This is a genomic window from uncultured Tenacibaculum sp. (genome assembly GCF_947494125.1).
GTDB lineage: Bacteria > Bacteroidota > Bacteroidia > Flavobacteriales > Flavobacteriaceae > Polaribacter.
The window spans coordinates 50,229-76,856 of record NZ_CANLTU010000008.1 but is presented as its reverse complement, the minus strand read 5'-3'; the positions used below and the strand labels follow the sequence as shown (position 1 = coordinate 76,856).

At 29.8% G+C, this 26,628-nt stretch carries 21 protein-coding genes and 1 tRNA gene; 9 read left to right on the top strand and 13 right to left on the bottom strand.

Annotated features, from left to right (window positions below; all coding sequences use genetic code 11):
• Positions 1 to 5: 5 nt before the first annotated feature.
• The 5 genes from Q0881_RS13165 to Q0881_RS13145 form a co-directional block, all read right to left on the bottom strand.
• On the bottom strand, positions 6 to 1,922 hold the full coding sequence (locus Q0881_RS13165) for a DUF3857 domain-containing protein (RefSeq protein WP_299161094.1): 1,917 nt from the start codon (positions 1,920 to 1,922) through the stop codon (positions 6 to 8).
• A 71-nt stretch (positions 1,923 to 1,993) separates the two neighbouring features.
• A complete protein-coding gene (locus Q0881_RS13160) occupies positions 1,994 to 3,094 on the bottom strand; it encodes a DUF4407 domain-containing protein (protein WP_299161091.1) in 1,101 nt (366 codons plus the stop codon).
• Positions 3,095 to 3,193: 99 nt separating this feature from the next.
• Entirely contained in the window at positions 3,194 to 5,098 is a 1,905-nt protein-coding gene (locus tag Q0881_RS13155) for a M56 family metallopeptidase (RefSeq protein ID WP_299161089.1), read from the bottom strand.
• Complete coding sequence (locus Q0881_RS13150) at positions 5,098 to 5,466, bottom strand: BlaI/MecI/CopY family transcriptional regulator (protein ID WP_299161086.1); 369 nt, start codon at positions 5,464 to 5,466, stop codon at positions 5,098 to 5,100. Before Q0881_RS13150 ends, Q0881_RS13155 begins: the two co-directional genes overlap by 1 nt.
• Positions 5,467 to 5,600: 134 nt before the next feature.
• Positions 5,601 to 6,989 carry a dipeptidase gene (locus Q0881_RS13145; RefSeq protein ID WP_299161083.1) on the bottom strand — a complete coding sequence of 463 codons (1,389 nt, stop codon included), beginning with the start codon at positions 6,987 to 6,989 and terminating at the stop codon, positions 5,601 to 5,603.
• Positions 6,990 to 7,089: 100 nt separating this feature from the next.
• On the opposite strand from Q0881_RS13145, the gene Q0881_RS13140 reads away from it, so the two are divergent.
• Positions 7,090 to 7,171: transfer RNA gene (locus Q0881_RS13140), tRNA-Leu, on the top strand.
• 97 nt (positions 7,172 to 7,268) lie between these two features.
• Here Q0881_RS13140 and Q0881_RS13135 read toward each other — a convergent pair.
• The 6 genes from Q0881_RS13135 to Q0881_RS13110 form a co-directional block, all read right to left on the bottom strand.
• On the bottom strand, positions 7,269 to 7,973 hold the full coding sequence (locus Q0881_RS13135; protein WP_299161080.1) for a hypothetical protein: 705 nt from the start codon (positions 7,971 to 7,973) through the stop codon (positions 7,269 to 7,271).
• 181 nt (positions 7,974 to 8,154) lie between these two features.
• Entirely contained in the window at positions 8,155 to 9,021 is an 867-nt protein-coding gene (locus Q0881_RS13130) for a GNAT family N-acetyltransferase (protein WP_299161077.1), read from the bottom strand.
• 378 nt (positions 9,022 to 9,399) lie between these two features.
• Positions 9,400 to 9,933 carry a GNAT family N-acetyltransferase gene (locus tag Q0881_RS13125; protein WP_299161074.1) on the bottom strand — a complete coding sequence of 178 codons (534 nt, stop codon included), beginning with the start codon at positions 9,931 to 9,933 and terminating at the stop codon, positions 9,400 to 9,402.
• Positions 9,934 to 10,664: 731 nt separating this feature from the next.
• Positions 10,665 to 11,327 carry a CPBP family intramembrane glutamic endopeptidase gene (locus Q0881_RS13120; RefSeq protein WP_299161072.1) on the bottom strand — a complete coding sequence of 221 codons (663 nt, stop codon included), beginning with the start codon at positions 11,325 to 11,327 and terminating at the stop codon, positions 10,665 to 10,667.
• A 124-nt stretch (positions 11,328 to 11,451) separates the two neighbouring features.
• A complete protein-coding gene (locus Q0881_RS13115; protein WP_299161069.1) occupies positions 11,452 to 12,288 on the bottom strand; it encodes a LytTR family DNA-binding domain-containing protein in 837 nt (278 codons plus the stop codon).
• Between the two features lie 269 nt (positions 12,289 to 12,557).
• A complete protein-coding gene (locus Q0881_RS13110) occupies positions 12,558 to 12,755 on the bottom strand; it encodes a hypothetical protein (protein ID WP_299161066.1) in 198 nt (65 codons plus the stop codon).
• A gap of 1,027 nt (positions 12,756 to 13,782) precedes the next feature.
• Between Q0881_RS13110 and Q0881_RS13105 the strand changes: the two genes are divergently transcribed.
• From Q0881_RS13105 to Q0881_RS13095, 3 genes are all read left to right on the top strand, one after another.
• Positions 13,783 to 14,661 carry an AraC family transcriptional regulator gene (locus Q0881_RS13105; RefSeq protein WP_299161063.1) on the top strand — a complete coding sequence of 293 codons (879 nt, stop codon included), beginning with the start codon at positions 13,783 to 13,785 and terminating at the stop codon, positions 14,659 to 14,661.
• Between the two features lie 129 nt (positions 14,662 to 14,790).
• Positions 14,791 to 15,234 (top strand): hypothetical protein, encoded by a 444-nt coding sequence (locus Q0881_RS13100; protein WP_299161061.1) that lies wholly within the window; start codon positions 14,791 to 14,793, stop codon positions 15,232 to 15,234.
• A 26-nt stretch (positions 15,235 to 15,260) separates the two neighbouring features.
• Positions 15,261 to 15,665 (top strand): hypothetical protein, encoded by a 405-nt coding sequence (locus Q0881_RS13095; RefSeq protein ID WP_299161059.1) that lies wholly within the window; start codon positions 15,261 to 15,263, stop codon positions 15,663 to 15,665.
• A gap of 675 nt (positions 15,666 to 16,340) precedes the next feature.
• Here Q0881_RS13095 and Q0881_RS13090 read toward each other — a convergent pair.
• Positions 16,341 to 17,123, bottom strand: a complete 783-nt coding sequence (locus Q0881_RS13090; RefSeq protein ID WP_299161057.1) for a LytTR family DNA-binding domain-containing protein — start codon at positions 17,121 to 17,123, stop codon at positions 16,341 to 16,343.
• A gap of 446 nt (positions 17,124 to 17,569) precedes the next feature.
• Here Q0881_RS13090 and Q0881_RS13085 point away from each other — a divergent pair, with 446 nt between their 5' ends.
• Positions 17,570 to 20,749: a SusC/RagA family TonB-linked outer membrane protein gene (locus Q0881_RS13085; protein WP_299161055.1), complete on the top strand. Its 3,180-nt coding sequence runs from the start codon at positions 17,570 to 17,572 to the stop codon at positions 20,747 to 20,749.
• A 21-nt stretch (positions 20,750 to 20,770) separates the two neighbouring features.
• Entirely contained in the window at positions 20,771 to 22,264 is a 1,494-nt protein-coding gene (locus Q0881_RS13080; protein ID WP_299161053.1) for a RagB/SusD family nutrient uptake outer membrane protein, read from the top strand.
• A gap of 244 nt (positions 22,265 to 22,508) precedes the next feature.
• Here the strand turns inward: Q0881_RS13080 and Q0881_RS13075 are convergent, their stop codons facing one another.
• On the bottom strand, positions 22,509 to 22,973 hold the full coding sequence (locus Q0881_RS13075) for an Lrp/AsnC family transcriptional regulator (protein ID WP_299161221.1): 465 nt from the start codon (positions 22,971 to 22,973) through the stop codon (positions 22,509 to 22,511).
• A 156-nt stretch (positions 22,974 to 23,129) separates the two neighbouring features.
• Between Q0881_RS13075 and Q0881_RS13070 the strand changes: the two genes are divergently transcribed.
• The 3 genes from Q0881_RS13070 to Q0881_RS13060 all read left to right on the top strand — a co-directional run bounded on the left by Q0881_RS13070 (position 23,130) and on the right by Q0881_RS13060 (position 26,615).
• Positions 23,130 to 24,245: a histidine decarboxylase gene (locus tag Q0881_RS13070; protein WP_299161051.1), complete on the top strand. Its 1,116-nt coding sequence runs from the start codon at positions 23,130 to 23,132 to the stop codon at positions 24,243 to 24,245.
• Positions 24,246 to 24,521: 276 nt separating this feature from the next.
• On the top strand, positions 24,522 to 25,130 hold the full coding sequence (locus Q0881_RS13065; RefSeq protein WP_299161048.1) for a hypothetical protein: 609 nt from the start codon (positions 24,522 to 24,524) through the stop codon (positions 25,128 to 25,130).
• A 3-nt stretch (positions 25,131 to 25,133) separates the two neighbouring features.
• Positions 25,134 to 26,615: a M20/M25/M40 family metallo-hydrolase gene (locus tag Q0881_RS13060; protein WP_299161045.1), complete on the top strand. Its 1,482-nt coding sequence runs from the start codon at positions 25,134 to 25,136 to the stop codon at positions 26,613 to 26,615.
• The last annotated feature ends 13 nt before the right edge of the window (positions 26,616 to 26,628 follow it).

The following is a 26,628-nucleotide window of genomic DNA, read 5'->3' as shown; positions in this document are numbered from 1 at the left end:
TGATTTTATTTTTTAATTAATTCAGTTCTTAAATTATCAAGTTTAACAACTTTTTTTCTAAATTTCCTGTAAGCTTTATAATCTTCTTTTGGATGAACTCCTTTTTTAAGAGAAAATTCTCTTATATATTTAAAAGAAGTTTCATCTATTTTTTTAAGATTGATAGTATAGGTTCCAAATTTATTGTCAATGTGTTTGTCTTCTGGTAAATTTACTATTGAATAACCTTCTGGAATTTTAAAAGTAAATTCATCTTTATCGGTAAAACCTCTTTTAATATTTAAAGGCCTTTGTCTTTTTCTGTATTTTTTTGGAATTCCAGTAATTCTATTAAACACATTAAGTTTAAATAAATAACTGCTATCTCTTAAGGTTGCAAATTTTTCAATTTTTACAGTTACTTTTTCTGCAAATTCAATCTTATTTTTGTCGTTTGTGTGTTTTATGTCCTCAATTTCTAAATTGTTATTATAATCCCATACGTTTGATTTATAATATTTGTTTAGCTTTTCTTGGGCAAAATCTTCAATTTCGTATTTATCATCATATTGAGTACCGTAAGATTTTCTAGTTAAAGAAGCTTTTAGACTTCCGTTTACCAATAAATCAATAGTAGCATTAATTGTTTGAAGATTATCCTTATTAATATAAGCAGGCGTTCTTTTAACAATCCCCCCTTTAGGTGTAATAACTAAAACATCTCTATCGTCAGTAAAGTCGCCTAAAAAACCAAAAGGCTTGGTTTGACTAGTACATTCTAGCCATATGTCATTTCCTTCATTAGGAATATTTAAGATTACATGATTACCTTGAATTTTAGGAAAATTATAATCCATGTTTTTCTTTTTATTTCCTGCAAAAACTTCAGCAAAATAAGACTCAATATTTACTAGTTTTAATAAAGCACGAGTATAATTTGTTAAACCTTTACAGTCGCCATATCCAACATTGTCAACAATGTCAGAATCTACAGGTTTCAATCCACCTATGCCTACACTAACATTTATATATCTGGTTTTATTTTGAACATATTCATAAATCTTTTTGGCTTTTTCAATAGGGTTTGAAATGTTCTTAGTTAAGTTCTTTATTTTTAGTTTTGTTTGTTCAGGTATTTTTTGCTTTTCATTATAGAAAGTATTGTATTCCCATTTTCCTAGATCTACCCAGTTAGTCGCTTTACCCTTTATTCCAATTACACTAAAGTTTTCCAATGTTAGAGATAAGTTTGGTAAAAAACCATCAATGTTAATTGTGTTTCGTTCGTATCTAATAGCTTTTTGATTGCTAAGAGAATATATAAGCGTATTTAAGTCTGTTTTTTTTTCAATAGGATACCCTTCAAAGTTCTTTTCTCTTTTTCGAAAAGGAATATTCTTAGGATTATTTAATTGATAAATACTTTTTTCAATAGCTAAATTGTAATTTTCAACAGGAAACCAACTAGGGATGAAACCTGTTGAAGAGTTTTTATATTCCGATTCAAAAACTACTGTATATGGATAGGAAGTTGGAGTGTATTCTAAGTATTTTAATCTAGAATCAGAATATAAACTCCCTCCATCTATGGCACTAACATCTTGAAAATCTCCTTTAGAATATTTTTTAATTTTGTTACCTAGCACATCATATATGATTGCAGTTAACTTGGTGATTTTTGTGTCGTCATCATAATTCTTATAAGCATCAACATGCGTTTTACCAAGTTTATTAAGTACAGTAACTATTCTTTTTTCTTTAACAACCATTTCATCAACGCCTAAAACATCTACAGTAACTTGATTGAATCTTATTACTGCGTTTGCATTTTCTTTTAATTCCTTAGGTATTAGAAGAGAAGATAGTTTTATAGACTCTTGAGAGAAGAGTTTGGTACATAGCAACAGCGTTATCATTACGATAACGTAATTTGTTTTTTTCATGCAATTGTTTCTTTTCAATTAGTTTAAAACAAAGGTAAAAAAAAACTTTAAATTGCTAATAGGTAAGTAGGTTATAAAATTTCTTGCTGGTTTTTATAAAAAGAATCCGCTTGTAGTTTTAATAAATTACGAGCCATTTTTTGTTTATAATTATAAAGCTCTTCTTCGGTTTTTAAATCTGAGTAAACCTTATTGTTGAGATCTATGTCAGTTTGTAAAACAGCTTCTCGTTGGTGCACCTGTTGTTGTATCCAAGTTCTTACGAGAGATTCTTGGTTTTCTAATTTGAAATCATATTCTCCTTTAGAACTAATAAGCTTTGAGAAGATAGGAGCGGTTTCAATTGCTAAAAACAATAAGAAAATAAAAAATGATGGTAACCATGGTAATTTGTTTAAGGCGTTTATCCGAGCCATTAATCCATCAAAACTAGAGATAATAGGTTGAGTTTGTGTTTCAGTTAATTTTTGTTTCTCTAGTAAACTAGCAATCGTGCTTTCTTTTTGTGTAATTTTATCTGAGTTTACTTTTTTTAACTGATTTAATTCAGCCAATGCAGCATCGTGTTTTTCTCGTTTCTCTTTATATACAGGTCCTTTTCCTAAAAGCTTAGTTCCTTTTCTTCCTTCAGCCTCTGCAATATAGGTTTCGTATAAAGCATCGGTTTCTTTCTGTTTAGTAACAACCTCATTTTTTAAGGTTTCTATTTCGGCTTTCGTTTTTGTAATTTCAGGTGTAAACTGTTGTGCTATTTGAGTTTTGTTATCTAATGTCATTTGATTCTTTTCTGTTAGCAAAACTTGATTTATTTCTTTCTCAAATATTTTTAATTCTAGTGGTTTAGATATTACTACAGCAATAATAAGCGCTAATAATAATCGTGGAATTACTTGTAAAACTTCTTGGCGTTTAGAATCTCTTTTCTTTATGGTAGAAACTATAAAACGGTCTAAGTTAAAGATTAACAATCCCCAGAGAAAACCAAAAAAGATAGAAGTGTATAAGTTGTCAAAAACAGTAAATAAAGCATAGCTACAAGCAATAGTAGCCATAAGAGCAGTAAAAAATACGGTAGCGCCAATACCAGCGTATTTATTTTGTTCTCCGTTAGAGCAATCTTTAATTAATTGCAAATCAACGCCAGAACAAATAAGGAAAAATTGTTTTAACATATAATCGATTATATAAGTAAGAACGAGTTTATTATAAAAATGTTACAAAAAAAGCCTCAATTAAGAGGCTTTTAACAATAATTTTAAGGTTATTTCTTGTTACTTGCTAGTTACATAAATAGCACTTGTGCCATCTTTGTTTTTCTTAACATATATTTCGGCAATATTCTTTTTATCAATTTTATTAAGAGCTTTTAAAGAAATAAGTTTATTATTTAAATAATAAATGGTGTTTTTAGTACTCTTAGGTAACTTTAAAATTTGCTCGTTAGTTAAACCATCAACTTTGTCAATTGTAGTTGTTTTTTGAATAGCTAAAAATTCTTTTGAAGAAAATCTAATTACTTTTTTATTGTTAATATCTTGAGTTAAAACACTTATCCCTTTTTTGTCCTTTGCTAGTTTTATCACTTCTTTATGACTTACCTTTTTATTATTGAAAAAGTAAGTAGCATTCGGATATTTAAATATAAGTTCCTTAGCACTCATTGGAGGCGGTGGAGGCGGTATGTTAACGTTAGCACTCTTTTTAACTTCTGGATGAGGAGGTGGAGGAATGTTTGAAATCTCTCCCTTTTTAACTACCGGAGATGGTGGAGGAGGTGGTAAATTAACTCTATTGCTCTTTTTAACTTTTGGATGAGGAGGTGGTGGAATGTTTGAAACCTCTCCTTTTTTAACTACTGGTGATGGTGGAGGAGGTGGTACATTGGCAACTTTACTGTTTTTAACCTCAATAGACATTGGTTTAGGTGGAAGAGGTAAAGTATCGTTGGTAAAATAGGTTACATTTTTCCATTTTTTAGGAGGTGGAGGTGGAAGTAATTTTTTATCTTCTACAGTTAATTCACTCCATAACTTATAATAAGTTGAATTGTTTTTTGTAAGTTTTACGTAAGGATGTATTGGATTTATAGGTCTCCTAACTTTTTTCTTATCTGTTTTTGATAATTTAAAATACAGCGTTCCAAGTTGAGAATAAAGCTCGTTTAATTGCTTTTTTCTTTTATTAGAACTTTTAATATAGTGAAACTTGTTGTTGCGTAAGTTTTCGTAAGTTTTGTTTAAAGAGCGATACTCTTTTACTTTTGAATCCTTATTTAATAATGTTGTTTTAGAAATAACAGGAGTTTTTTCTTTTGTTGTTTCTGCTTCAACTCTTTCTGCAAATAGAAATACAAATCCTGCTAGTACTGGAATTACTGCCAGTTTTTTAAACAAGATTTTACTGCGCGAACTTTGTTTTGTCATCATGAGTAATCTTTTTTTAGTTAATAAATAATTCAAATTACTGGCCAAGTAATATTCGTTGTTCCAAGCAGTTTTATTCAATAATAAATATTGGTACTCAGAAATATTTTTATGATTTTTTATAACCTTGGTGTCGGCTAAAAATTCGTGATTTAGTTGAATAGATTTTTTTAAGATGTAGAAAATTGGATTAAACCAAAATATAATTTTTAAAAACTCTATTAGTAATACATCAAACGTGTGCCTTTGGGTAGCATGAGTTAATTCGTGCGTAAATAATTCTTCTTCAATTTTTTGAGAATTATATTCTTCTGTATTAATAAAAATATAATTCCAAAACGTATGCGGTGTAATATTATCGTTCACTAAAACAAGAATTGCTTTCTGATGTTTAATCTTCTGACTTTTTCTAACTTTTAGTATAATAGAAAATAAGTTTTTCAGAAAACGAATTAATAAAAGACAGGATATTATTGCTGAAAAAATTAAGAAATAATTTATGTAGTTTATAGGTGTGTCAACCGCTTGAAATGTATCTAGAGCTATTGTGTTATTATTTACCTGTGTTTGTGCTACTCGCTCTATTGGGGTTTCTATATAAATAATAAATAAAGGAGCTATAAAAGAAAACAGAATGCTACCTAATAAGTAGAATCTATTAAAATGATGCATTTTTTCTCGCTCTAACACCAAATGGTAAAACAGGAGTAATAATGTTAGGCAAATACCAGATTTAATGAAATACGTAATCATTATTGTTGTTTTTTAATTTGACTATCAATAATGCTTTTTAACTCTTCTAATTCTGTAACCGATAAATCTGTTTCGGCTGTAAAAAACGAAGCAAACTGACTTGCCGAATTGTTAAAGAAGTTTTTTATTAAACCATTTACATGTTTAGAAAAGTAATCCGATTTTTTTACAATTGGATAATATTCTCTTGATTTTCCATGCAATGTATAATCAACAAAACCTTTGTCTTTCATGCGTTTTAACAGTGTAGCAACAGTAGTGGTAGCTGGTTTAGGTTCAGTAAATTCAGCTAAAATATCTTTCATGAATCCTTTTTTAAGTTTCCACAAATATTGCATTACTTGTTCTTCTGTTTTTGACAATTGCATGGGCGCTGTTTAAATATTACTCTACAAATGTAGAGATAAAAAATATACTCTACAAGTGTAGAGGTTTAAAATTGATGAAAAAAATAGCCTTGAAGTTGAATCAAGGCTATTTTATTGGTGTTGTAGTGACTAAATTATTTTGATAATTCAGTGAAATATTTATAAAAATGAGGAATTGTTTCAATCCCTTTTAAGTAATTCCAAATACCAAAGTGTTCGTTTGGTGAGTGAATCGCATCAGAATCTAATCCGAATCCCATTAATATAATTTTGCTTTCTAATTCTTTTTCAAATAAAGCTACAATAGGAATACTCCCTCCACTACGTTGTGGAATTGGTGTTTTACCAAAAGTATCTTGGTATGCTTTACTTGCTGCTTTGTAGCCAATATTATCTATTGGCGTTACATAGCCTTGCCCTCCATGATGCGGAGTTACCTTTACAGTAACACCTTTTGGAGCAATACTCTCGAAGTGGTTTTTAAACAATTCAGTAATATCTTCCCATTGTTGTCCAGGAACCAAGCGCATAGAAATTTTTGCATTTGCTTTAGAAGCAATTACAGTCTTTGCACCTTCACCTGTATAACCTCCCCAAATTCCGTTTACATCTAAGGTAGGACGAATAGAATTACGTTCGTTGGTTGTATATCCTTCTTCACCATAAACAGAGTTAATGTCTAATGCTTTTTCATAATTTTCTAAAGAAAATGGAGCTTTTGCCATTTCATCGCGCTCTTCACGAGATAATTCTTCTACGTTGTCGTAAAAACCTGGAATGGTAATATGATTGTTTTCATCGTGTAAAGAAGCAATCATTTTTGTTAAAATGTTTATTGGATTTGCAACAGCACCACCATATAAACCAGAGTGTAAATCTCTGTTAGGTCCAGTAACTTCAACTTCTACATAACTTAACCCACGTAAACCTGTGGTTATAGATGGAATATCGTTGGCAATCATTCCGGTATCAGAAATTAAAATAACGTCGTTTGCTAACTTTTCTCTATTTCTAGGTACAAACCAGCTTAAACTCTCAGAACCAACTTCTTCTTCACCTTCAATCATAAACTTAACATTACAAGGTAAGTTTCCTGTAGAGGTCATATATTCCATAGCTTTTACATGCATATACATTTGCCCTTTATCATCACAAGCACCACGAGCAAAAATGGCTCCTTCTGGGTGAATGTCTGTTTTTTTAATTACAGGCTCAAATGCAGGAGAGTCCCATAATTCAATAGGATCAGCAGGTTGCACATCGTAATGTCCGTACACTAAAACAGTTGGTAAGTTCGGATCAATAATTTTTTCTCCATATACAATTGGGTAACCAGGAGTTTCACATATTTCTACGTTATCACATCCAGCTTTTTCTAAGCTACTTTTTACAGCATCTGCTGTGTTTAATACATCTTGGTTATAAGCAGGATCTGCACTTACTGATGGTATTTTTAATAAATCGATTAGCTCATTTATAAATCTATCTTTATGTTGAGCAATATATTCTTTAACGTTTTGCATGTGTTGTAAATTAATGAGCATCAAAAATAATAAAAATATTATGCATGTTCTTTGTAGTTTGCAAGTATTGTTTATATTTGCACCCACAAATTCAAAGTATGCGGGCGTGGTGGAATTGGTAGACACGCTAGACTTAGGATCTAGTGCCGAGAGGTGTGGGAGTTCGAGTCTCCCTGCCCGTACAAAGTTTATAAGAAAAACCTTAATTCGTAACGAGTTAAGGTTTTTTGTTTTTTACAATTTAGTATAAAAGTAATGCTGTTGACCACTAGTTAGATACTAGTGGTAGCGAGGATAATCAGTATGTTCGTTGTTGTGGCGAAAACTTGTAAAGCCACGATTTGGACAAAAAGTATAAATATTATCTTGATTTCTTTTTTTACCTAGTCCAACTACCCATCGGAAAGTAAGGCAATGATTAGGCCCGTCAAGTTCTATGATTTCTATTCTTGTTGGTCTGCGTGAGGGATAGGTACGAACTTCACCTTGCTTCCAGTAACCAAGTGGAAATTTACTTCCTAATCCATCATAGGTTCTGGCACCCCACAGTTTTCGCTTGTCATAAATTCTCACCAGTCCATCTTTTGAATTATTAATGGTAAAAAGAGATTCTACATCCCCACCTCGTTTGGTACTATATGTTCTTCGATAATAGGGGATTTTATTGCCTGCCCATTTAATTTTTGTGTCGTTCTTTTCTGTTTTGAAAGGTCCCGTAATATTATAGTTAGTACATCTTTTTCCTGTTATAGGGTGACAGGAAGTGGCAGTGGTTGAAACCTCCTTTAGGCTTAATTCATGTTTTCCATTCCATTTTGCTCCTGTAAAAAGTTCCACAGGAATAAATCTTTCTTTTGTTGTGCTATTGTACGCTTTATCCCAATAATCTTGTTCTTCTATTATTGGTAAATTACTGTCTTTTGCCTTTTGTCCGAATGATATGGAGCAGATGCTTAATAATAGATATGCTGTGAATAATTTCATTTTAGTTATTTGAATTTAAAAATCAATATTAAACATGAAATAATTCTAAAAAAAAAGAGATGTAGTCAATTGTAGAATTGATGTTGTGAATTGTAAGTTAATTAAAAAGCAATGCTATTGACCACTTGTTAGAGACTAACGGGAGCAAGCAATTATTTATAGCCATTTGTTGTACCCCGTTTTACCCTAACTCAAATGTTGTGATTCCAAATACTTTATCGACAGCTATTTTAGGAAAGTCTCCATAGTACATCCTAGCGCATTCAAAAGCATATTCAGTATTATATTTTTTCATTAGATTAACGGCGTCTTTATTTATGACTGGAATATCTAGATACACATTTTCTCCTACTGCTGAGTTTAGACAAGCTTTGTATAACTCTTCGGCAACTTCATAACGATCTGCAAATAAAGGTCCTATTTTAAATCCAGAATCAACTTTACGAATAACCGCATAACCTCTAAGGTTTTTACCTTCTGTGTATTTGAAGCATTTGCTATTTGGAATTGCTATCCAGTTTTTTAAAAAAATCTTTCGCTCATATCCAAAACAAAGCAAGTCGTAATCAGCTAATTTTTCAAAATCTTCTATTTCTATTTTAGCAATAGCGCTGCTTACTGTTACTTCTTTCCCAATACCTTTATATCTTTCTTCTCTATATGCAATTTTAAAGCCTCCTTTTTCATAAAAGTCTTGCATTTCAACCACACCGTCCATACCAATAGTTGCTCCGTTTTTTAGTCTTTTTAGTAAGAGCTCTCTTCTTAAATACCACAGCTTTTTTCCAATACCTAATCCTCTAAATTCTGGGTTTACAATGAATAATCCCATAAATCCGAAAACTTGATTATAAGAAACGATAGCTCCTCCGGCAATTAATTCATTTTTGAGATAAAATCCATAATATCCATCTTGGTCGGTTTTCCAAAATACATCAAAGTCGTTTTTGCCAGGATTCCATCCTTCTTTTTTTGCCCATTTGACCAAAGTTCTTAGGCCATCCCTGCTAAGCTTTTTTAATTCTAATTGTTCTAAATTTATTTTCACAAATTGGTCTTGTTTATTTTTCCATTCAAATTACTTACAACTTGCTTATATATGTATAAAAAGTACTGTTGTACACCTTATGCAGGTTTGTAATGGTTGTATTTGTATATGATTATGTAATTCTCAAAAGTACTATTTTAAAAAAATATAATTTTAAGAAAACCCGTGATTAAAGTAAGGTTTTTCCATAATATTTTAATAAGAATAGAAACGTTTTTTTTTTGAAATTTAGTTAAAAGGCAATGCTATTAACTACTAGTAAGAGACTAGCGGGAGCGGGGAAACTTATAGAAGTATATTGACGAGAAATTAAGTGAGTTTTACTTGTTTTTTACCACAGTTCTTTGTTGGCTACTGTATTTTTATTCAATTCAGACATTAATCACTTTTCAATTTACTATAAACTTCTAAATCAGTGTATATGTTTTCGGATAATAGTTCTCCATCACGTTCAATTCCCTCAAACTTAAATCCAAGTTTTTTAGGGATATTTGAGCTTGATTTATTCTTTACTGCACATTTTATTTCTATTCTATTAAACCCTTGTTCATTAAAGGCAAAATCACAAAGCTTCTCAACTGATTTTGTTATAATTCCTTGTTTTTGATATTTTTCTGAGAGCCAATATCCAATTTCAGTTATTCTGTTTGTTTTGTCAGAATCTTTTAACCCTATCAAACCAACAAATTGATTTTGTTTTCTAATAGTGAAAGTGTATTCAAATTTTTCTTCAGGTAAATTCACAACTGAATTGACAAAATTTTCAGTGTCTTTGAGTTCGTGGGTAAATGCAACAAATGGTAGCCATTTTCCTAAATATTCTCTCTGACTATTAATTGTATTAAAAATATCAGTAGAATCCGATAACTTTAATAGCCTTAATTCTAAATTTGAGTCTATTTGAATTGTCATTTATTTCGTTTTTTACTTATTGTAGCTAACTCGTTTATATATATAAAAGGTATTATTATACACCTTATATAGGTTTGTAATCATTGTATTTGTATATCGATATACAATTTTCGAAAGTACTATTTTTAAAAATATAATTTTAAGAAAACCCGTGATTAAAGTAAGGTTTTTCTATAATTAGCTAGTTCTATCTATGTTTTGAGGCTACAAAGGTGGTTTTCTTAGGTGTTTTCCATATAACGGAGTTTGTCGATGGGGCTTTACTGGTACAATAGCTTCCTAAAAGCTCGTTAAGCCTATTGCATAAAAACGAAAGCTTCAGCGAACTTCGCTGAAGCTTCTGTTTATTGTTGAAACCATCAGCGAGCTTCGCTGACGGTTTTGTTAACTATTTATTTCATCAGCGAAGCTCGCTGATGGTTTCGTTAGCTATTTATTGTGTCAGCGAAGTTCGCTGATGGTTCTGTTTTAAATTTATTTAACCAGCGAAGCTCGCTGACAGTTTCAACAGCATTTTAGCCTTTTTTTACCAGAGTTCTTTGTTGTTTAAGGCACAAAACACAGTAACAGTAATTAATTCAATTATTTTTTGAGCCGGATTTAGCAGCGCAATTTTGTTTAAATCTTAAAACCCATGAAACAGAACTATAGTTTTACCTTTATAATAAAACAGAGTATATAAAAGCTTGTTTTAGTAGGTGAATTCAAAGAGTAAGTCGTATTCCTTGTGGTTAGGCTAAGCCAAAGTAAATACAAATTAAAGCAATGGTGTCAAAAAAACCGTGTACCGCAATAACAAACCACAAATCGTATTTACGTAAGTAGAATATTAGGGCTAAGAGTGCTCCGACAATTCCTGTAACCAATTGCCCTGTAATTCCTTGGTAACGATGCATGAATCCAAAAAAACAAGCAAGTAATACAATATTAAGTACAATGCTAACTTTGCTTTCTCCAAAGAATTTTACAAATTGTTTCATAAAATAACCGCGAAAGATAATTTCTTCTCCAAACCCCGCAGATGCCCAAACAATTAATAGCCCAACTAAACAGGCTGGAAGATTTCCTTTTAATTGATCAAAATTAGAATAATCTATCGGTGCTCCTGTGAGTTTTGTAATTCCAGGAACCAATACAAAAACATATATAACAAAGAGTCCTAGTGCAACTAATGGAGCGAGTACGAAAATGTTTTTGAAGGTGAATTTTTCACGTTGAAATCCAAGTGCCAAAAATGGTTTTCCTTTGTATTCTATATAATTCGCTATAATGATTATAATAGAAATAATAATGTTTTCTATATAACTTATACGAATGGGTCCAAACCATAAAAAGCAGATGATTGCAATGGTAATTATTGGAATTAATGTTTGTTTTAAAGTAATCTTGTTCATTATTTTTTATTTTAAATTCTAAACGAAATAATGAACAAATTTTCTGAAAAGGCCTTTAAATACGTATGTTTTTACTGAATGGTCGTAAATTTATAACTGAATAGTCGGTAGTTTTTAAGCTCTTTTATTGAAACCAATTGATAAATGCTTTTCGCTTGTAACGACTAATGTTGATCTCAGCAATTGTATCGTTAATAATGAATGCTTTTAACTGAATACGCAACTTGCCATTTTCAATCTTTTCAATTTGGTCTACTGCATCTTTGTGAATGATAATTTGCCGATTGGCTCTAAAAAATAATTGATCGTTTATTTTTTCCTCGAGTTCATTCAATGTAAAATCGGTGGTAATTGTTGTACCATCATTTTGAACTGTATACACAATTTTGTTTTTGCTGTAAAAGCACGCAATATTTTCATAGGCAAGCTTTGTCATTCTCGCACCGCTTTCAATAGTAATTTTAGCATCTTTTATAGTTGCCTTGTATAACTTATGGATGCCTTTTGCATACAATAAAGCGATAAGAATAAAACTCAATAATAAGGTAATTAGCAAACCAATTAGTAAGTAATAAAACTCTACCTGTCCACCAGCAATTATCGCTAAAATAAAATTTACAGGGATATACATAATTGTAATATACCCCAGGGTAGAAGCCATAAACCATACAATAGTGTTCATTTCTACCTTTTTAGAGAAATGCTTTTTCTGGTAATATTTAAAATTAAGATTTGCTATAATTTCAATAAGAATACATAAAACTATAGATGCCCAAAAACCTTCTGTGGGGAATCTATACGATTCGCTACCAGGAAAACTTTCGCGCGTTGCTAAATGATTTATCACTAAAGAGAAAATCATTAACACAATTACTTTCTGAAACCAAGGCCATGCTGAATTACTAATAAATGTATGCCATACTGTTTTTATTGTATTCTTGGTTGGCTGTTTGGTACTCATGAATTAGAAGCTCTTTTTTTGTCGAATTCAAAAGTAAAAAATAATTTCTCAATAGTTTTTTTGTTTTTAGAGAGGTATTAATAGGAGAGGTTAAGTGTTTTTTTAGTTGTTAACTACTAATCTAGATAAATTTACATGCTACTGATAAAAACAAAACACGAATCTCAGGTTTGTATATATAAATGCCCCATAAACGGGGTATTTATATTTATTAATTTCATATAAAAGTATTCGCTTTTATATATGGTTTTCGGTTTTCTCCACTCAGTTTAACATTCATAACCTTCTATTTTCCTAATAGGTACAGGAAACATACCTACATGAGTTAAACCCCATACAGTTCTTGTACATATTTCTGGATCTGTTTTTGACCCATCAGGAAGGTCATTGTAATCTTGCCCAGCCGTAATAGCATGTTGGGCTTGTTTATTTAGAATTGTGCCTAATTTTTCAAATTTGTTTTTCATAAAAATTTACTGTTTTAAATAAAATGCCTACTCTTTTATATAGGATTTTCGGTTTTCTCCTTTTTTTTAAAATAATTGATTATTGTTGAGTTAATTTCGTGTTTAGGTATGTGTTAGGAGTTTGAAGGCTAACAATTTTTTTAATAACTAAAAAGTTTTAGAAGAGTATTTATTGCATCACAAATTTTCTGAGAAAGATGCACTTAAAAATTGTTTTGTCTAGGATAATTTTATTAAATAAAGAATTTATTTTTCTCATAACATCAAAAATATAGCTAATTTTTGTCTAATGTATAATAAATCTTGTTCCAAAACAAAACTCTTTTCATGTAATTCTTTAAATTGTTTTGTATGGTCGTAAGATGTTTTACCAATATAAACAAGAAATGTTTTCTCTCTTCTATGACTTGTGTAACGCTCATAATTAGAAGAATGCCTTAATCTCGATATGGAGGAATAGGTAGAAACGTTTAGACTTAGGGTCTAATACCGAAAGATATGGGAGTTTGATTCTCTCCGTCCATACAGGGTTTATAATAGTAACCTTAATTCGCTACGAATTAAGGTTTTCTGTTTTTATAGGAGCATACTTATTCTTACATTTCCCAAGCTCCGAACATGAACCCTCTCTAAGACTACAATTTTGTTAGTTGCTTGAAAGGTATGATTACATACATAAGCTCTAACTGAGGGACATGAATTAATTTTAACTCAATTAGAGTTTACTACTACTAATTATGATGTAGAAATACAGAAAACATAGAAATAAAATGTAATTTTGATTATTAGAATGGACATAAATTTTGACATCGTTACTGTATTAAATATCCTTGAATTGTTTTTGGGTATTACGTTTGGTTTATTAATTATAATCATTGATGTTAAAAAAAAGAACAATGCGCTTTTTCTGGGGTTGTTTATCTTAGTTACTGGGATACAAGTTTTACCTGATATACTTATAGAAATTCCCTACTTTTCAAAAAATATCTTTCTAGATAATATAACAACACTCTTCATTTGGTTAAAGATGCCACTACTATATATTTATGTGCAACGTGTATCGATACTTCCAAAGAAAAAAATATCTTATTGGTTATTAATTCCTGGAATCATTGAAATTATACTAAGTATTATTTTACTTTTTCTTGATGAGAAATCTCAATTGTATATTAAAGATTCTATTGGGCATATACTTTATGTTTTAGGAGGTATATTGTTTGCAATAGTAATAGTTGTTAAAACGTTTAAACATTCCAATAGGCATTTAAAAGAGTTGCAAAACCAATACTCTTCTATAGAATACCGAAGGTTAAAGTGGGTGAAACACTATACGTTGTTTTTTTTTATTACTCTTTTTATTGTATTTCCAACAGTAATAGCAATCAACGAATCGTATATAGACATCGTTGGAGCTATTATTGGACTGATTTTTATATACTGGGCAGCTATAAAAGGTCTGTTACAAGACAGTGTGCCATCACTTTATCAAAACGAGCGTATAATTGAAAATAAAAGTGGGACTGTTACATTAAAAAAGGAAGAGGTTTTTAACAATGTAGAAGCTAATACGATTATAGATCGTCTAAAAAATATAGTTAAAACAAATGAACTGTATAAAAAGAATGATCTTACTATTATTGATGTAGCAGAAGAACTAGATATGCACCCTAGTAAATTATCTAAAATTATAAATGCCTGTTTAAATCAAAACTTCAATAACTTCATTAATGCGTATAGAATAGAGTATTCCAAAAGACTACTTCAAGAAAATTATGACAAGATGAGTATTGAAGGAATTTCACTTGAATCTGGTTTTAAAAGTAGAAGCTCTTTCTATGTGGCGTTTAAAAAACACGCAAAAATTACACCTTCAGTATATATTAAAGGGTTTTTGAGTGATTTGTAATTGTCTAAAAATAAAATAGTTAATTATGTTTGTGTCTTAAATTCTTAAATCCAGACATGAACAGGCTTGTTTTTAATTAATAAATATTTCTTTTTTCTGAGCTTTGCTGTATTAATTAAAAATAGATAAATGAAAAGATTAAAATCAATAGTAATAATACTTGTATTGTTACTAAGCGTAAAAGGATTCTCTCAAGAACTATCAGTTATAAAATCATCAAGTGTTAATATAAATGATTTCCCTGAATATGTTATAATCACCTCACAAAACACAAAGTTGTTAGGTGGTATTGGTATAATTATAGACAGCAAAAGATCAGCCTATAAATCGCAATTAAGACAGTTAGAAGATTTATTACAAGATGGAGATAAATTAAGAGTAAGAAACCAGACAGATTTACTTAATGCCATGTCTAAACTAGGGTTTGAATATGTGAATGCATATAATGCTAATGCGGTTATGCCTAGTAGTAGAGATAGTGAAGGAGAAGATCTTTTAAATGTATTAGATGGAGGAGAAGGAGCCTATAAAGTAAATATGGTATTTAGAAAGAAAGAAAAGTTTAGGGGCTAGTTAATAATAATTAAAAAAAATAAAAGATGAAAAATATTTTAATTTTAGCAATAATGTTAGTAACAAGTTTGACAGGTTTTAGTCAAACAGAAAAAATAAACAATGTCACAGATTTAATTGGTACATGGCAATTAAAATTGGTAGAAATTGATGGTCAGACAGGTACAGCTGAAGAAGTTTTTGGAGAATCTGAAACTTTTCAGATATATTCAAAAGAGAACGTTTTTGAGAGCGTAGTAGGGGCAAAAAAAAATAAAGGAAGTTGGGAACTTTCTGAAAAAGGCACAAAAATTATCGTTGAAACTGTTGATCCTAAGAATAAGAATGTATTTAATGTAAAGAGTTTTAATACAAAAAAGATGACTATAACAATTAAAGTACAAGGTGATAAGTTGATTACTTTAAGCTATGAAAAGCAAAAAAATAAATAGTTTATAAAACCTTAATTTATAATGAATTAAGGTTTTTTGTTTTTTGGAAGGTAGTTATTACTTAAGCCACATTTCTTTTTCAATAGTTCTATACAATTCATTAAAAGCATAGGCATGATTTGCAAAAATTAGGAAGGCACTTTTCTTAGCTGGTACTATAATAGAAATTGTTTTTACGCCTGTATATCCACCGTCATGTTTGTAATATTAATAGCTTTAATGCATAGTCTTTCTTCTTTTGAAGATAAACTTGATAATCGATTTGTAAGAGAATATAGGTATTGTATTGTAAACTTAACAAAAGTTACAGTTTTACTAAACTTATGAAGTAGGTTAGTTTTTGAAAAAAAAATGAGGCGAAAAATTCTATTAAATTAATTAAACTTTCTATAAAAGAGGGAGTTATTTCAGTGAGTAATTTTTGATTATTTAGAAATAAGTTTTTTCTATCCTTAATTGATTAAAAAATAAGTTTTAAGAAGTTTCTTTGTAGTAACAATCATGAACATGATTGATTTTTTAGGGGATTAAAGAAAAGTACCTGTTTTAGTAATAGAACAGGGCTTTTTATTTTAAAAAAGTTTAGAATTTGATGCTTAAGAAGGAGAAGGAATGTGTTATCTTACTCACTAGTTGGGGGACTTAATTGAGAAAAATATAATAAAGGGCAGCGCTTTATTTAACGCCCATAATTTCTTGAAACTCTTTTTTGTAACCTTTACTAATTCTAAATGTTTTATTGTCGTTTATTTTTACATCAGTTTCACCGTAGTTAGATGTAATAACTTCATTTATATAATTAGAATTAATTATAGTAGATCTATGAATTCGAATAAACAAATTCGAATTTAAACGATTGATAATGTTTGATAAAGATTCACGCAGCAAATACTTTTTATTATCAATAGTAAAAATTTCAATATAATATCCAGAAGCAGATATATATTTAATAGAATCAATATCTAAAAAAGAAGTTTTATTCCCTGATTTGACACTAATTTTTTTGTTATTTATTGGTATTTCTACAATTTTTTTCTCTTTAACTATATCAAGAATGTTTTCTAAATTATGTTGAAAATTGAAGAGCTCTTCTCTCTGTTTAAATTCTACTATTTTATTTAAAGAAGTAAAAAAACGGTCTTCTTTAAAAGGTTTCAATAAATAGTCGAAAACAAAATAATCAAAAGCTTTTAAAGCAAACTCATTATGAGTTGTAATAAAAATGAGTATAGGTTTTTTAGGAAGTGTTATTTTTTCAATAATATCAAATCCTGTCATATCTTTTACCTTAACATCAAGAAAAATAACATCAGGATTTAGGCTATTAATTTTTTCAATAGCACTCTTACCATTAGAGCAATCTCCAATAACATTTAATAAGCCATGCTGGTTTATTAGTTTTTTGATTTTAACCTTTGAGTGGTTCTCATCATCAACAATTAAAGCTGAAATTTTCATATACATTTTAGTTAATAACTATAACAAATCAATTATAATTAACCCTAAATACATTAGTTAATACACAGTAAAAAACTTAGAAAAAAACAAAGGATTTTTTTTCAATTTTTAATTCTACAGAAATAGACTAATCTTTTTAATTTATTCAAGTGTATTTTAAGGGGTAACATTGAATTTTAAGCCGATTTTTAAACAAAACTAGTGAATAAAAGCATAGTAATGGTGGTGCTTTGGGTATGTTTTTAAACTTTAACACTGTTAACATTTTTTTAAGATAAATTATGCTTTTTGCTCATATCTAAAAAGGGTTTTCTTACATCAAAAAAGAGGCGCTTTACTTCAAATAAATGTTAACGAAAGATTAACGCCCTTACATTCGTGAACGTTAATTAATAAAAATTTAATAATTTATGAAGCAAAGTTTCAAAAGCGTCTTAACATTTCTGATGTTTTTTTGTGCTATCGTCAGTGCGACAGCTCAACAGAAAACAATAGCAGGAACAGTTAGTGACAGTAATGGGGAATTACCAGGAGTAAGTATTTTAATTAAAGGAACAATTAAAGGAACTGAAACTGATTTTGATGGTAAATATACCATTAAGGCAAATACAGGTGATGTTTTACAGTTTATGTTTTTAGGATATGTAACTGCAGAAAAAATTGTAGGAGAGTCTTTAGTATTGGACGTAACATTACAAGAAGATTCTAGTGTTTTAGATGAGGTAGTTGTTGTGGGTTATGGAAAATCAACAAAACAATCATTTACTGGTTCTGTAAAAGTTGTAAAAGCTGAGGAATTAGAAAAAAAGAGCGTATCTAATGTTTCACAAGCTTTAGCAGGTGAGATAGCAGGGGTAAATGTAATTAATACTTCAGGTCAACCAGGTACGGTGGCTACTATTCGTATTAGAGGTTTTGGATCTGTAAATGGAAATAGAGATCCATTATATGTAGTTGATGGAGTTCCTTTTTCAGGATCTATAAATTCTATTAACCCTTCTGATATTGCTTCTACTACAGTATTAAAAGATGCAACAGCAACAGCAATATATGGTTCTAGAGGTGCAAATGGAGTTATTGTTTTAACTACAAAAACAGGTAAATCTGGAACTAGTACTATGGAGATTGACCTTAAAACAGGGGTTAACTTTCAGTTATTACCTAGGTACGATGTAATTAAAAACCCAGATGAGTATATCGAGTTAGCTTGGCATGCTATGGGGAATAGAACGTTAGATTTTAATCCAGCTAATGATGCTGTAGCTTATGCAAATACGTACTTATTTTCATCAAGAGGAATTGACCCTAGATATAATTTCTATGACACAAATGATGTATCTCAAATAATTGATCCAGTTACAGGAAAGGTTAGATCAAATGTAAAAAGAAAGTATACTCCAGAAAATTGGGCTGACTACGGTTTTCAACCAGCAATTAGAACAGAAGCTAATTTAAAAATGAGTGGAGGAAATGAAAAAACTAATTACTTTAGTTCTTTTGGTTATTTAGATGATAAAGGATATCTAATCAATTCTGGATATAAGCGTTATGCATCTAGATTAAATATTACACATAAACCAAAAGATTGGTTAACTGCAAATGCTAATGTTGGATATACATTAGGTAAAACAATAGCAAATGGGCAGGCAGAAGATTCTGGAAGTATCTTTTGGTATGTAGATAATATTCCTTCTATCTATCCTTTGTTTTTAAGAGATGCTAATGGTAACTTAATACCAGATACAAAGTATGGTGGTAATCAATATGATTATGGTAATGATAGAGGTTTTGGTGGATTAACAAATGCAATTGCAGGAGCTAATTATGATCATATTGGAAACGATCGTCATTCATTAAATGGTAATTTTTCTTTTAAAGTAAATTTATTAGAAGGATTAGTGTTCGAAACTCAATATGGAGCACAATATTATAGTAGAGAAGCAAATACAGTAAGAAATCCTTTTTATGGTTCAGCAGATAGTCAAGACGGAAGTTTGTTTAAAAGATTTTCTAGCGCGCTTACTCAAAACTTTTTGAAAATCTTTAGATATAACAAAAATTTTGGAGATCATAATTTATCAGCTTTATTAGCACATGAAACAAATCAAAGAGAGTATGAAACATCTACTATAAGTAAAAATAAAGTAGTGAATTTATTGAATGGTTTAACAGATGCGAATAATTACATTGCGGTTTCTTCTCCTCCTACAGGATATACAACTAAAACAGCTTTAGAGAGTTATTTTGGGCAGGTTAACTATAATTATCAAAGTAAATATTTCCTAACAGGATCTTTAAGACGTGATGGATCTTCTAGGTTTGCTACAAACAAATGGGGAACATTTGGTTCTGTTGGAGCTTCTTGGATAATGTCTAAAGAATCTTTTATGTATGGTGTTAGTTTTGTAGATTTCTTAAAATTAAAAGCAAGTTATGGTATCTTAGGAGATCAAGCAGGAGTTGATATTTATTCAGGTCAGAATACTTATGATATAGGTAACTTAGGAGGTGAAATTTCATTAACTCCAAGAGCGGCTCAAAATCCTAATTTAACTTGGGAAACGTCTAAAATGTTTCAAGCAGGATTAGAATTTGCTATTTTAAATAATAGAATAGAAGGATCTGTAGATTACTATATTAAAAATACAGATGATTTAATTTTTGAAAGAAGAATTGCGCCTTCTACAGGTAATGCTATTTTAGATGTAAATGATGGAGCATTAAGAAATTCTGGTTTAGAATTCGATTTAACAGGACATTTAATTAATAAAGAAAACTATAAATTAGATTTTTCTGTAAATGGAGAGGTGTTAAATAATGAATTAACAGCAATGCCAATTGAACCTGCTACAGGAAATCCTAAATTAATAGATATTGCAGGACTGTATGGACGTTCTAAAGGACATAGTTTATATGACTTTTATATGAGAGAATGGGCAGGAGTAGATAAAGATAATGGAAACCCTCTTTGGAATTTATATTACCACGATGCAAATAATAATAATACAGTTGATGCAGGAGAAGGTATTCAAAGTTTAACAGAATATAAAGCTGCAAATCCTAATAATACTATTAGTAAAACAACAACAAGTACTTATAGCGATGCAACTCAAAAATATATAGGGAAATCTGCAATTCCTAAAATTAGAGGGGCATTTAAATTAAATGCTAAGATTTATAATTTTAGTATTAGTTCTCAGTTTGGATATAGTTTAGGTGGCTATTCATATGATAGTGTATATGCTGGATTATTAGATAATGATCAGATAGGTGCTAATAACTGGCATGCAGATGTTAGAAATAGTTGGAAAAAGCCTGGAGATGTTACTGATGTACCTAAGTTAATTAGTGATAGAAACACACAAGTAAATTCTTCATCTTCTCGTTTTATTACATCTTCGGATTATTTAGCATTGAATAATGTAAGAATAGGATATACAGTACCTAGTAAATTTATTGAGAATTCTGGAATTAGTAGCTTAAACTTATGGATGTCTGGAGATAACTTATTCTTGTTAAGTGCAAGAGATGGTTTTAATCCTACAACATCAGAAACAGGACGTTCTAATGTGTACCGTTATTCGCCATTATCAACAATTAGTTTTGGAGCAAGAATTAAATTCTAATAATTTTAATACGAAAATATAATGAAAAAAATATATATAAAATCAATGCTGTTGTTGGCTTCTTTAGCCTTTGTATCAGTAGGATGTAGTGAAAGTTTTTTAGAGGAAACTCCTACTAGATATGTATCGGTTACAGATGTAGAGGGTACAGCTAAGACTTATACAGAGATATCAGATGGAACATTAAGAGGTGTTTATGAAATGATGTTTAAAACAGAAACAGGAGGAACAACTGATCATGCTGATTTTGGACAAAAAGGATATGATATTTATAGTGATTTATTATCTGGAGATTTAGCTTTAACTAAAAATAGTTATAATAGATATAGTAATTTCGCACAACTTATTTCTACAACAGATTTTACTTTTACTGCTCCAAATTATATAGCATGGAGGTATTATTATAGAATTATCAATGCTAGTAATTTGGTAATAAAATCATTAGGAGGTAATGATGCTGTTATAACAGACGCTAATAGAAGTGCAATGGGGCAAGCAAAAGCTTTAAGAGCCTATGCATACTTTTATTTAACTCAGTTTTATATTCCAGAATATACACCAACATCTAAAGTATTACCAATATATACAGAACCAAGTTCATCAGCTAAACCACAAAGTACTACTGATGAGGTATATAAGCTAATGATTAAAGATTTAGAAGAGTCAATAACTCTTTTAAATGGTTATTCTAGAAATGATGATTATGCTATTAATCAAAATGTAGCAAGAGGATTATTGGCATACGTATATGCTTCTATGGGAGAAAGTGCTAGTAATATAAAAGCAAAAGAATTAGCAGAAGCAGTAATTACGAGTGGAGAGTTTCCTTTAACAACAAAAGCAGCATTAACAGGAGGATTTAATAATATAAAGACTAACCCAAGTTGGATGTGGGGAGTTGATTTAACTATAGAAAACAGTTTAGGTTTGGTTTCTTGGTGGGGTCAAATGGATTATTACACGTATAGTTACCAATTTGCTGGAGATAAAAAAGCAATGGATCAAGGGCTTTTTAATTCAATTAAAGCAAATGATGTAAGAAAAACACAGTTTTTAAACAGTCCAACTTCTAGTAATCATTTAATTCCATATAATAAGTTCTATGCACCTGGAAAAGTTGCAGGTGGTCAAAGAAATATTGAAACAGATTATGTTTATATGAGAATTGAAGAAATGTATTTACTATCAGCTGAAATGTCTGCAAAAGAAGGTGTAGATGCTGAAGCAATAGCTCGTCTTAAAGATATTTTAGCGATAAGGTTTGATGATGCAGCTGACTATGCATACGTTGACGCATTAGCAGGAAAAGCTTTACAAGATGAAATTCATTTACAAACGCGTATAGAATTTTTAGGAGAAGGGAAAAGTTATTTAGCATTAAAAAGAAATAAAGCTACAGTAACAAGAGGAGCTAACCATTTATATTTGGTTAACGTACCTATTCCTTATAATGATAATAGATTAGATTTTGAAATTCCTCAATCGGAAATTCAAAACAATCCTTTTATTAATTAAGAAAAATTAATCCCCCTAATTTTAAAAGTCGAAATCCATAGTGGTTTCGGCTTTTTTCTTTTTATATAATTATAACTAGTTCTTTTAATTCAAAAGAAAAGTGATTCAGATCAAATCTATATATTGAACATAGCATCATGCTTAAATTTGCACGTAGATATATCAATAACATTGTTCTCATTGATGTAATCATTTGAATTAATACAAGTCAAGGAGTCATTAACCTTGGCTTTTTTTGTTATTATTAATAAACACTAATTTTTGTAGAGTTTTTAGTCTGTTTTATTATAAATGAACTTTGAATGTTAGAAATAATATCCAATTGAGAAATTTTCTTCATAACAAAATCTTGATAGTGACTCATATCGTTTAAAACAATTTTCAATAAGAAATCATAAGCACCAGCAATGTAAGATACTTCAACAATTTCATCAATATCAGCAACATAATTTTCAAACTCTTTAAAAAAAGCTTCTTGATGTTTAAGTAAAGTAACTTGACAATACACAATTAAACTTTTACCTAAAGTTTCAGGTTTAACGATTGCTACATATTTATCAATAATACCATTTAATTCCATTCGTTTAATACGCTCATGAGTAGGCGTAATAGATAAATTTATTTTAGCAGCTAGTTGTTTTATAGACTGTTTGCTGTCGGTTTGTAATTCGTCAATTAACTTTAAATCGATATCATCGAGTGTATGTATGGTATTTTTTCCTGTTTTCATCTATTAAGTGTTTGCTGAAAAGAATAAATTTCTTTTTAATGTTTAAATATAGTATAATTTTGTTATTTTTTAGATTGTTATTGGAAATTTATTCTTTGTTGTAATTTTGAGGTAGAATTTTATACAGATATAAAAATGGAAAGAATAGAAGAGATTTATAACAGAATTAGTGAAAGTTCATCAAGGTTTTTAGGATACCCATTAGCAAAGGATTTTGATTATAAAGAATTTGCTCCTTTTTTAAATTTATGTATTAACAATGTAGGCGACCCAGAGTCTCCATCTACTTTAGCAATAGATACCAAAGATGTAGAAAAAGAAGTTATTTCGTTTTTTGCAGAAATATTGTCGACTAATACAAAAGAAACCTGGGGTTATGTAACAAATGGAGGAACTGAAGGAAATCTTTACGGCTTATATTTAGCAAGAGAGAGTTTTAATAATCCTATAGTTTACTATAGCGAATCTACACACTATAGCGTAAAAAAGAATTTACACTTACTAAATTTAAAAAGTATCGTAGTAAGAAGTCAACCTAATGGAGAAATGGATTATGGAGATTTAGAAAGTCTTCTAATTCTGAATCGTGATAAGCCAGCTATTTTCTTTTTAAATATAGGTACAACAATGACCGAGGCTGTGGATGATTTAGATAAAATAAAAAATCTTATTAAAAAGTATGCTATTAAAGATTATTACATTCACTGCGATGCCGCATTTTTAGGTTGTATTGCACCTTTTGTAGAGCCAAAACCAAAATTTGATTTTGCCGAGGGAATAGATAGTATTTCTATATCTGGACATAAGTTTATAGGTGGACCTATACCATGTGGAATTGTTTTAGCAAAAAGGAAACATAGAAACCGTATCGTAAACTCAGTATCCTATGTGGGAACTTTAGATACTACGATTACAGGTTCAAGAAATGGACTAACACCGTTGTTTTTATGGTCGTTTATAAAGAAACACGGTAAAGAAGGGCTAATAAAACGAACAAGAGAGTCGCAAGAATTAGCTGCGTATACTGAAATGAGATTAAAAGAAATAGGAGTGAATGCTTGGAGAAATAATGATGCTTTAACTGTAGTGTTAGATAAACCATCAAAAAGTTTATGTGAAAAATATCAATTAGCATCAGAAGAAAATATAGCGCACATTATTTGTACTCCAGGTATAGAAAAAAACCAAATAGATGTCTTTATAAAAGATTATGAAAAAGAACTATTAGTGCTAGAGTTACTAGTACAGTAAAAGCGTTATATGTTTTATTTTTTAGGATTAAATGATAAACTTTTACCAACTAATTTATTGTTAATATTCATTTTTTTTTGAAATGTTATAATATTTTTTTTAAGTTTGTAGTCGAAGAAGTAATGGTAATAGTCTTATTACAAGCTTATTTTCTATCTTAAGGAAGACATTGGGATAATAAGTTTTATTTCTTACGGACAATCTCCGTATACCTTAATTAGTATTAACTAATTGGTGTACGGAGATTTTTTTGCGCCAATTTTAAAAACATATCAAATGAAAAAAATAAAATTAGGATTGGTAGTATTAATTATGAGTTTTTTTATAACAAGTTGCGGCTCTTTAATGAATGAAGAGATACGAGAGTTAGAAGAAAAGAAAATATTTTCTGTATCTGGAGATAAAAAGACTTTTGTCTTAAATGGAGTTATAAATTCATCGGCTTTAGATGAGTTTAAAGATTTAGTAGCAAACAATCCACAAGTAAAACAAATAGACATTGTAAACTGTGAGGGATCAATTAATGATGATATAAACCTAAAACTATCTCAGTATATACACGAAAATAATTTTAATATCTGTTTATTAAAAGATGGATTAATTGCTTCAGGAGGAACAGATCTGTTTCTAGCAGGTCATAAGAGAACTAAAGAACAAAATACAAAAATAGGTGTACATTCTTGGGCAGGAGACAATGCTACAGCTACGGATTTTCCTAAGGGGCATAAACATCATTTACCATATATAAAATATTATGTTTCTGTAGGTTTTACACAACAGCAAGCAGAAGATTTTTATTATTTCACAATTAATTCAGCATCTGCAAATGATATTCACTGGATGACATCAGAAGAAATAAAAGAGTATAATATTTTAAAGCAGTAAAAGATGAAAAAATTAAAAAAGCTTTTTATAGCCTTATTAACGGTTTTAGTACTAGTAATAGCACTTATTTACTTTTTTCCACAACTAATATTTAGTTCTGCTTTAGGACAAAAATTAATGCTGAAATTATCAGATGAAAGTGTAGCAGAGTTCTATTTTAAGGAAAATCAAAAAACAAAAGACACCTTGTATATGAAAGGTATTATTTATGCAAATACATTAGAAGATATTAAAAATGTATTAGATAGAAATCCGCAAGTAACTACCATTGCAATGGTAGAAGTAGGAGGGTCTATAGACGATGAGGTAAATTTGGTAGCATCACAAGAAATAAGAAAACGAAATATAAATACCTATTTGCCAGAAAATGGAATGGTAGCATCTGGAGGAACAGATATGTTTTTAGCTGGGGCTAAAAGAGCAGCACATTCAAGTGCAAAATTAGGAGTTCATTCATGGTCAGATGGAGAAAAGGGAGGAGATAAATATCCCAAAGAAGATCCTTCTCATAAAAAGTATATAGACTACTATAAAGAAATGAACATTCCAACAGATTTTTATTGGTATACATTAAAAGTCGCACCAGCAGAGAGTATTCATTGGATGACACCTACAGAGATTAAAAAATATGAGGTGTTAACGACTAAGAAGGAAGATTCAGAATTATTGAGTTTGCAAAAAGCATTGTCTTCTGAAGAGTTTGCAGGAAGAGGTACAGGGAAAAATGAAAAAGCACAAGAATTAATTACCAATTATTTTAAAACTATAGGTTTAGATAAGTTTAAAGGAAATTATAAAATATCATTTGATTTTGTAGATGAAAAGACAAAGAAAATACGACAAGGAACTAATATTGTAGGTTACATAAAAGGAGAGACCTATCCTGATAAATACATAGTAGTAGGGGCACATTACGACCATATGGGAATTGTAGATGGAATTGTTTTTAATGGAGCAGATGATAATGCTTCAGGGACCGCAGCTATGCTAGTCTTGGCAAAGTATTTTACTAAAAATAAACCTGAACACTCAATTATTTTTGCAGCTTTTGATGCAGAAGAACTAGGTTTACATGGTTCAAAGTATTTTGTAGAAAATCCACCAGTATCTCTTACTGATATAAAGTTAGATATCAATTTTGATATGATAAGTCGTAATCCTAACAATGAAATTTATGTAGTAGGAACATATCCATATCCACAATTTAAACCTGTGGTAGAAAAGATAGCAAAAACGAGTTCGTTAAAAGTTTCTTATGGTCACGATGATCCAAAGGATAAAACAAAAGATTACTGGATGTATTCTTCAGATAATGGACCGTTTCATGAGAAAGGAATTCCTAATATAACTTTTAGTGAAGAAGATCACCCTGATTATCATAAACCTACCGACGATTTTAAAAATACGAATCCAGTATTTTATAAAAAAGTAGTTCAATTAATTGAAAAATTTATTGAAGATGTTGATACGAATTTTCCAAATTAAAAATATACATAAT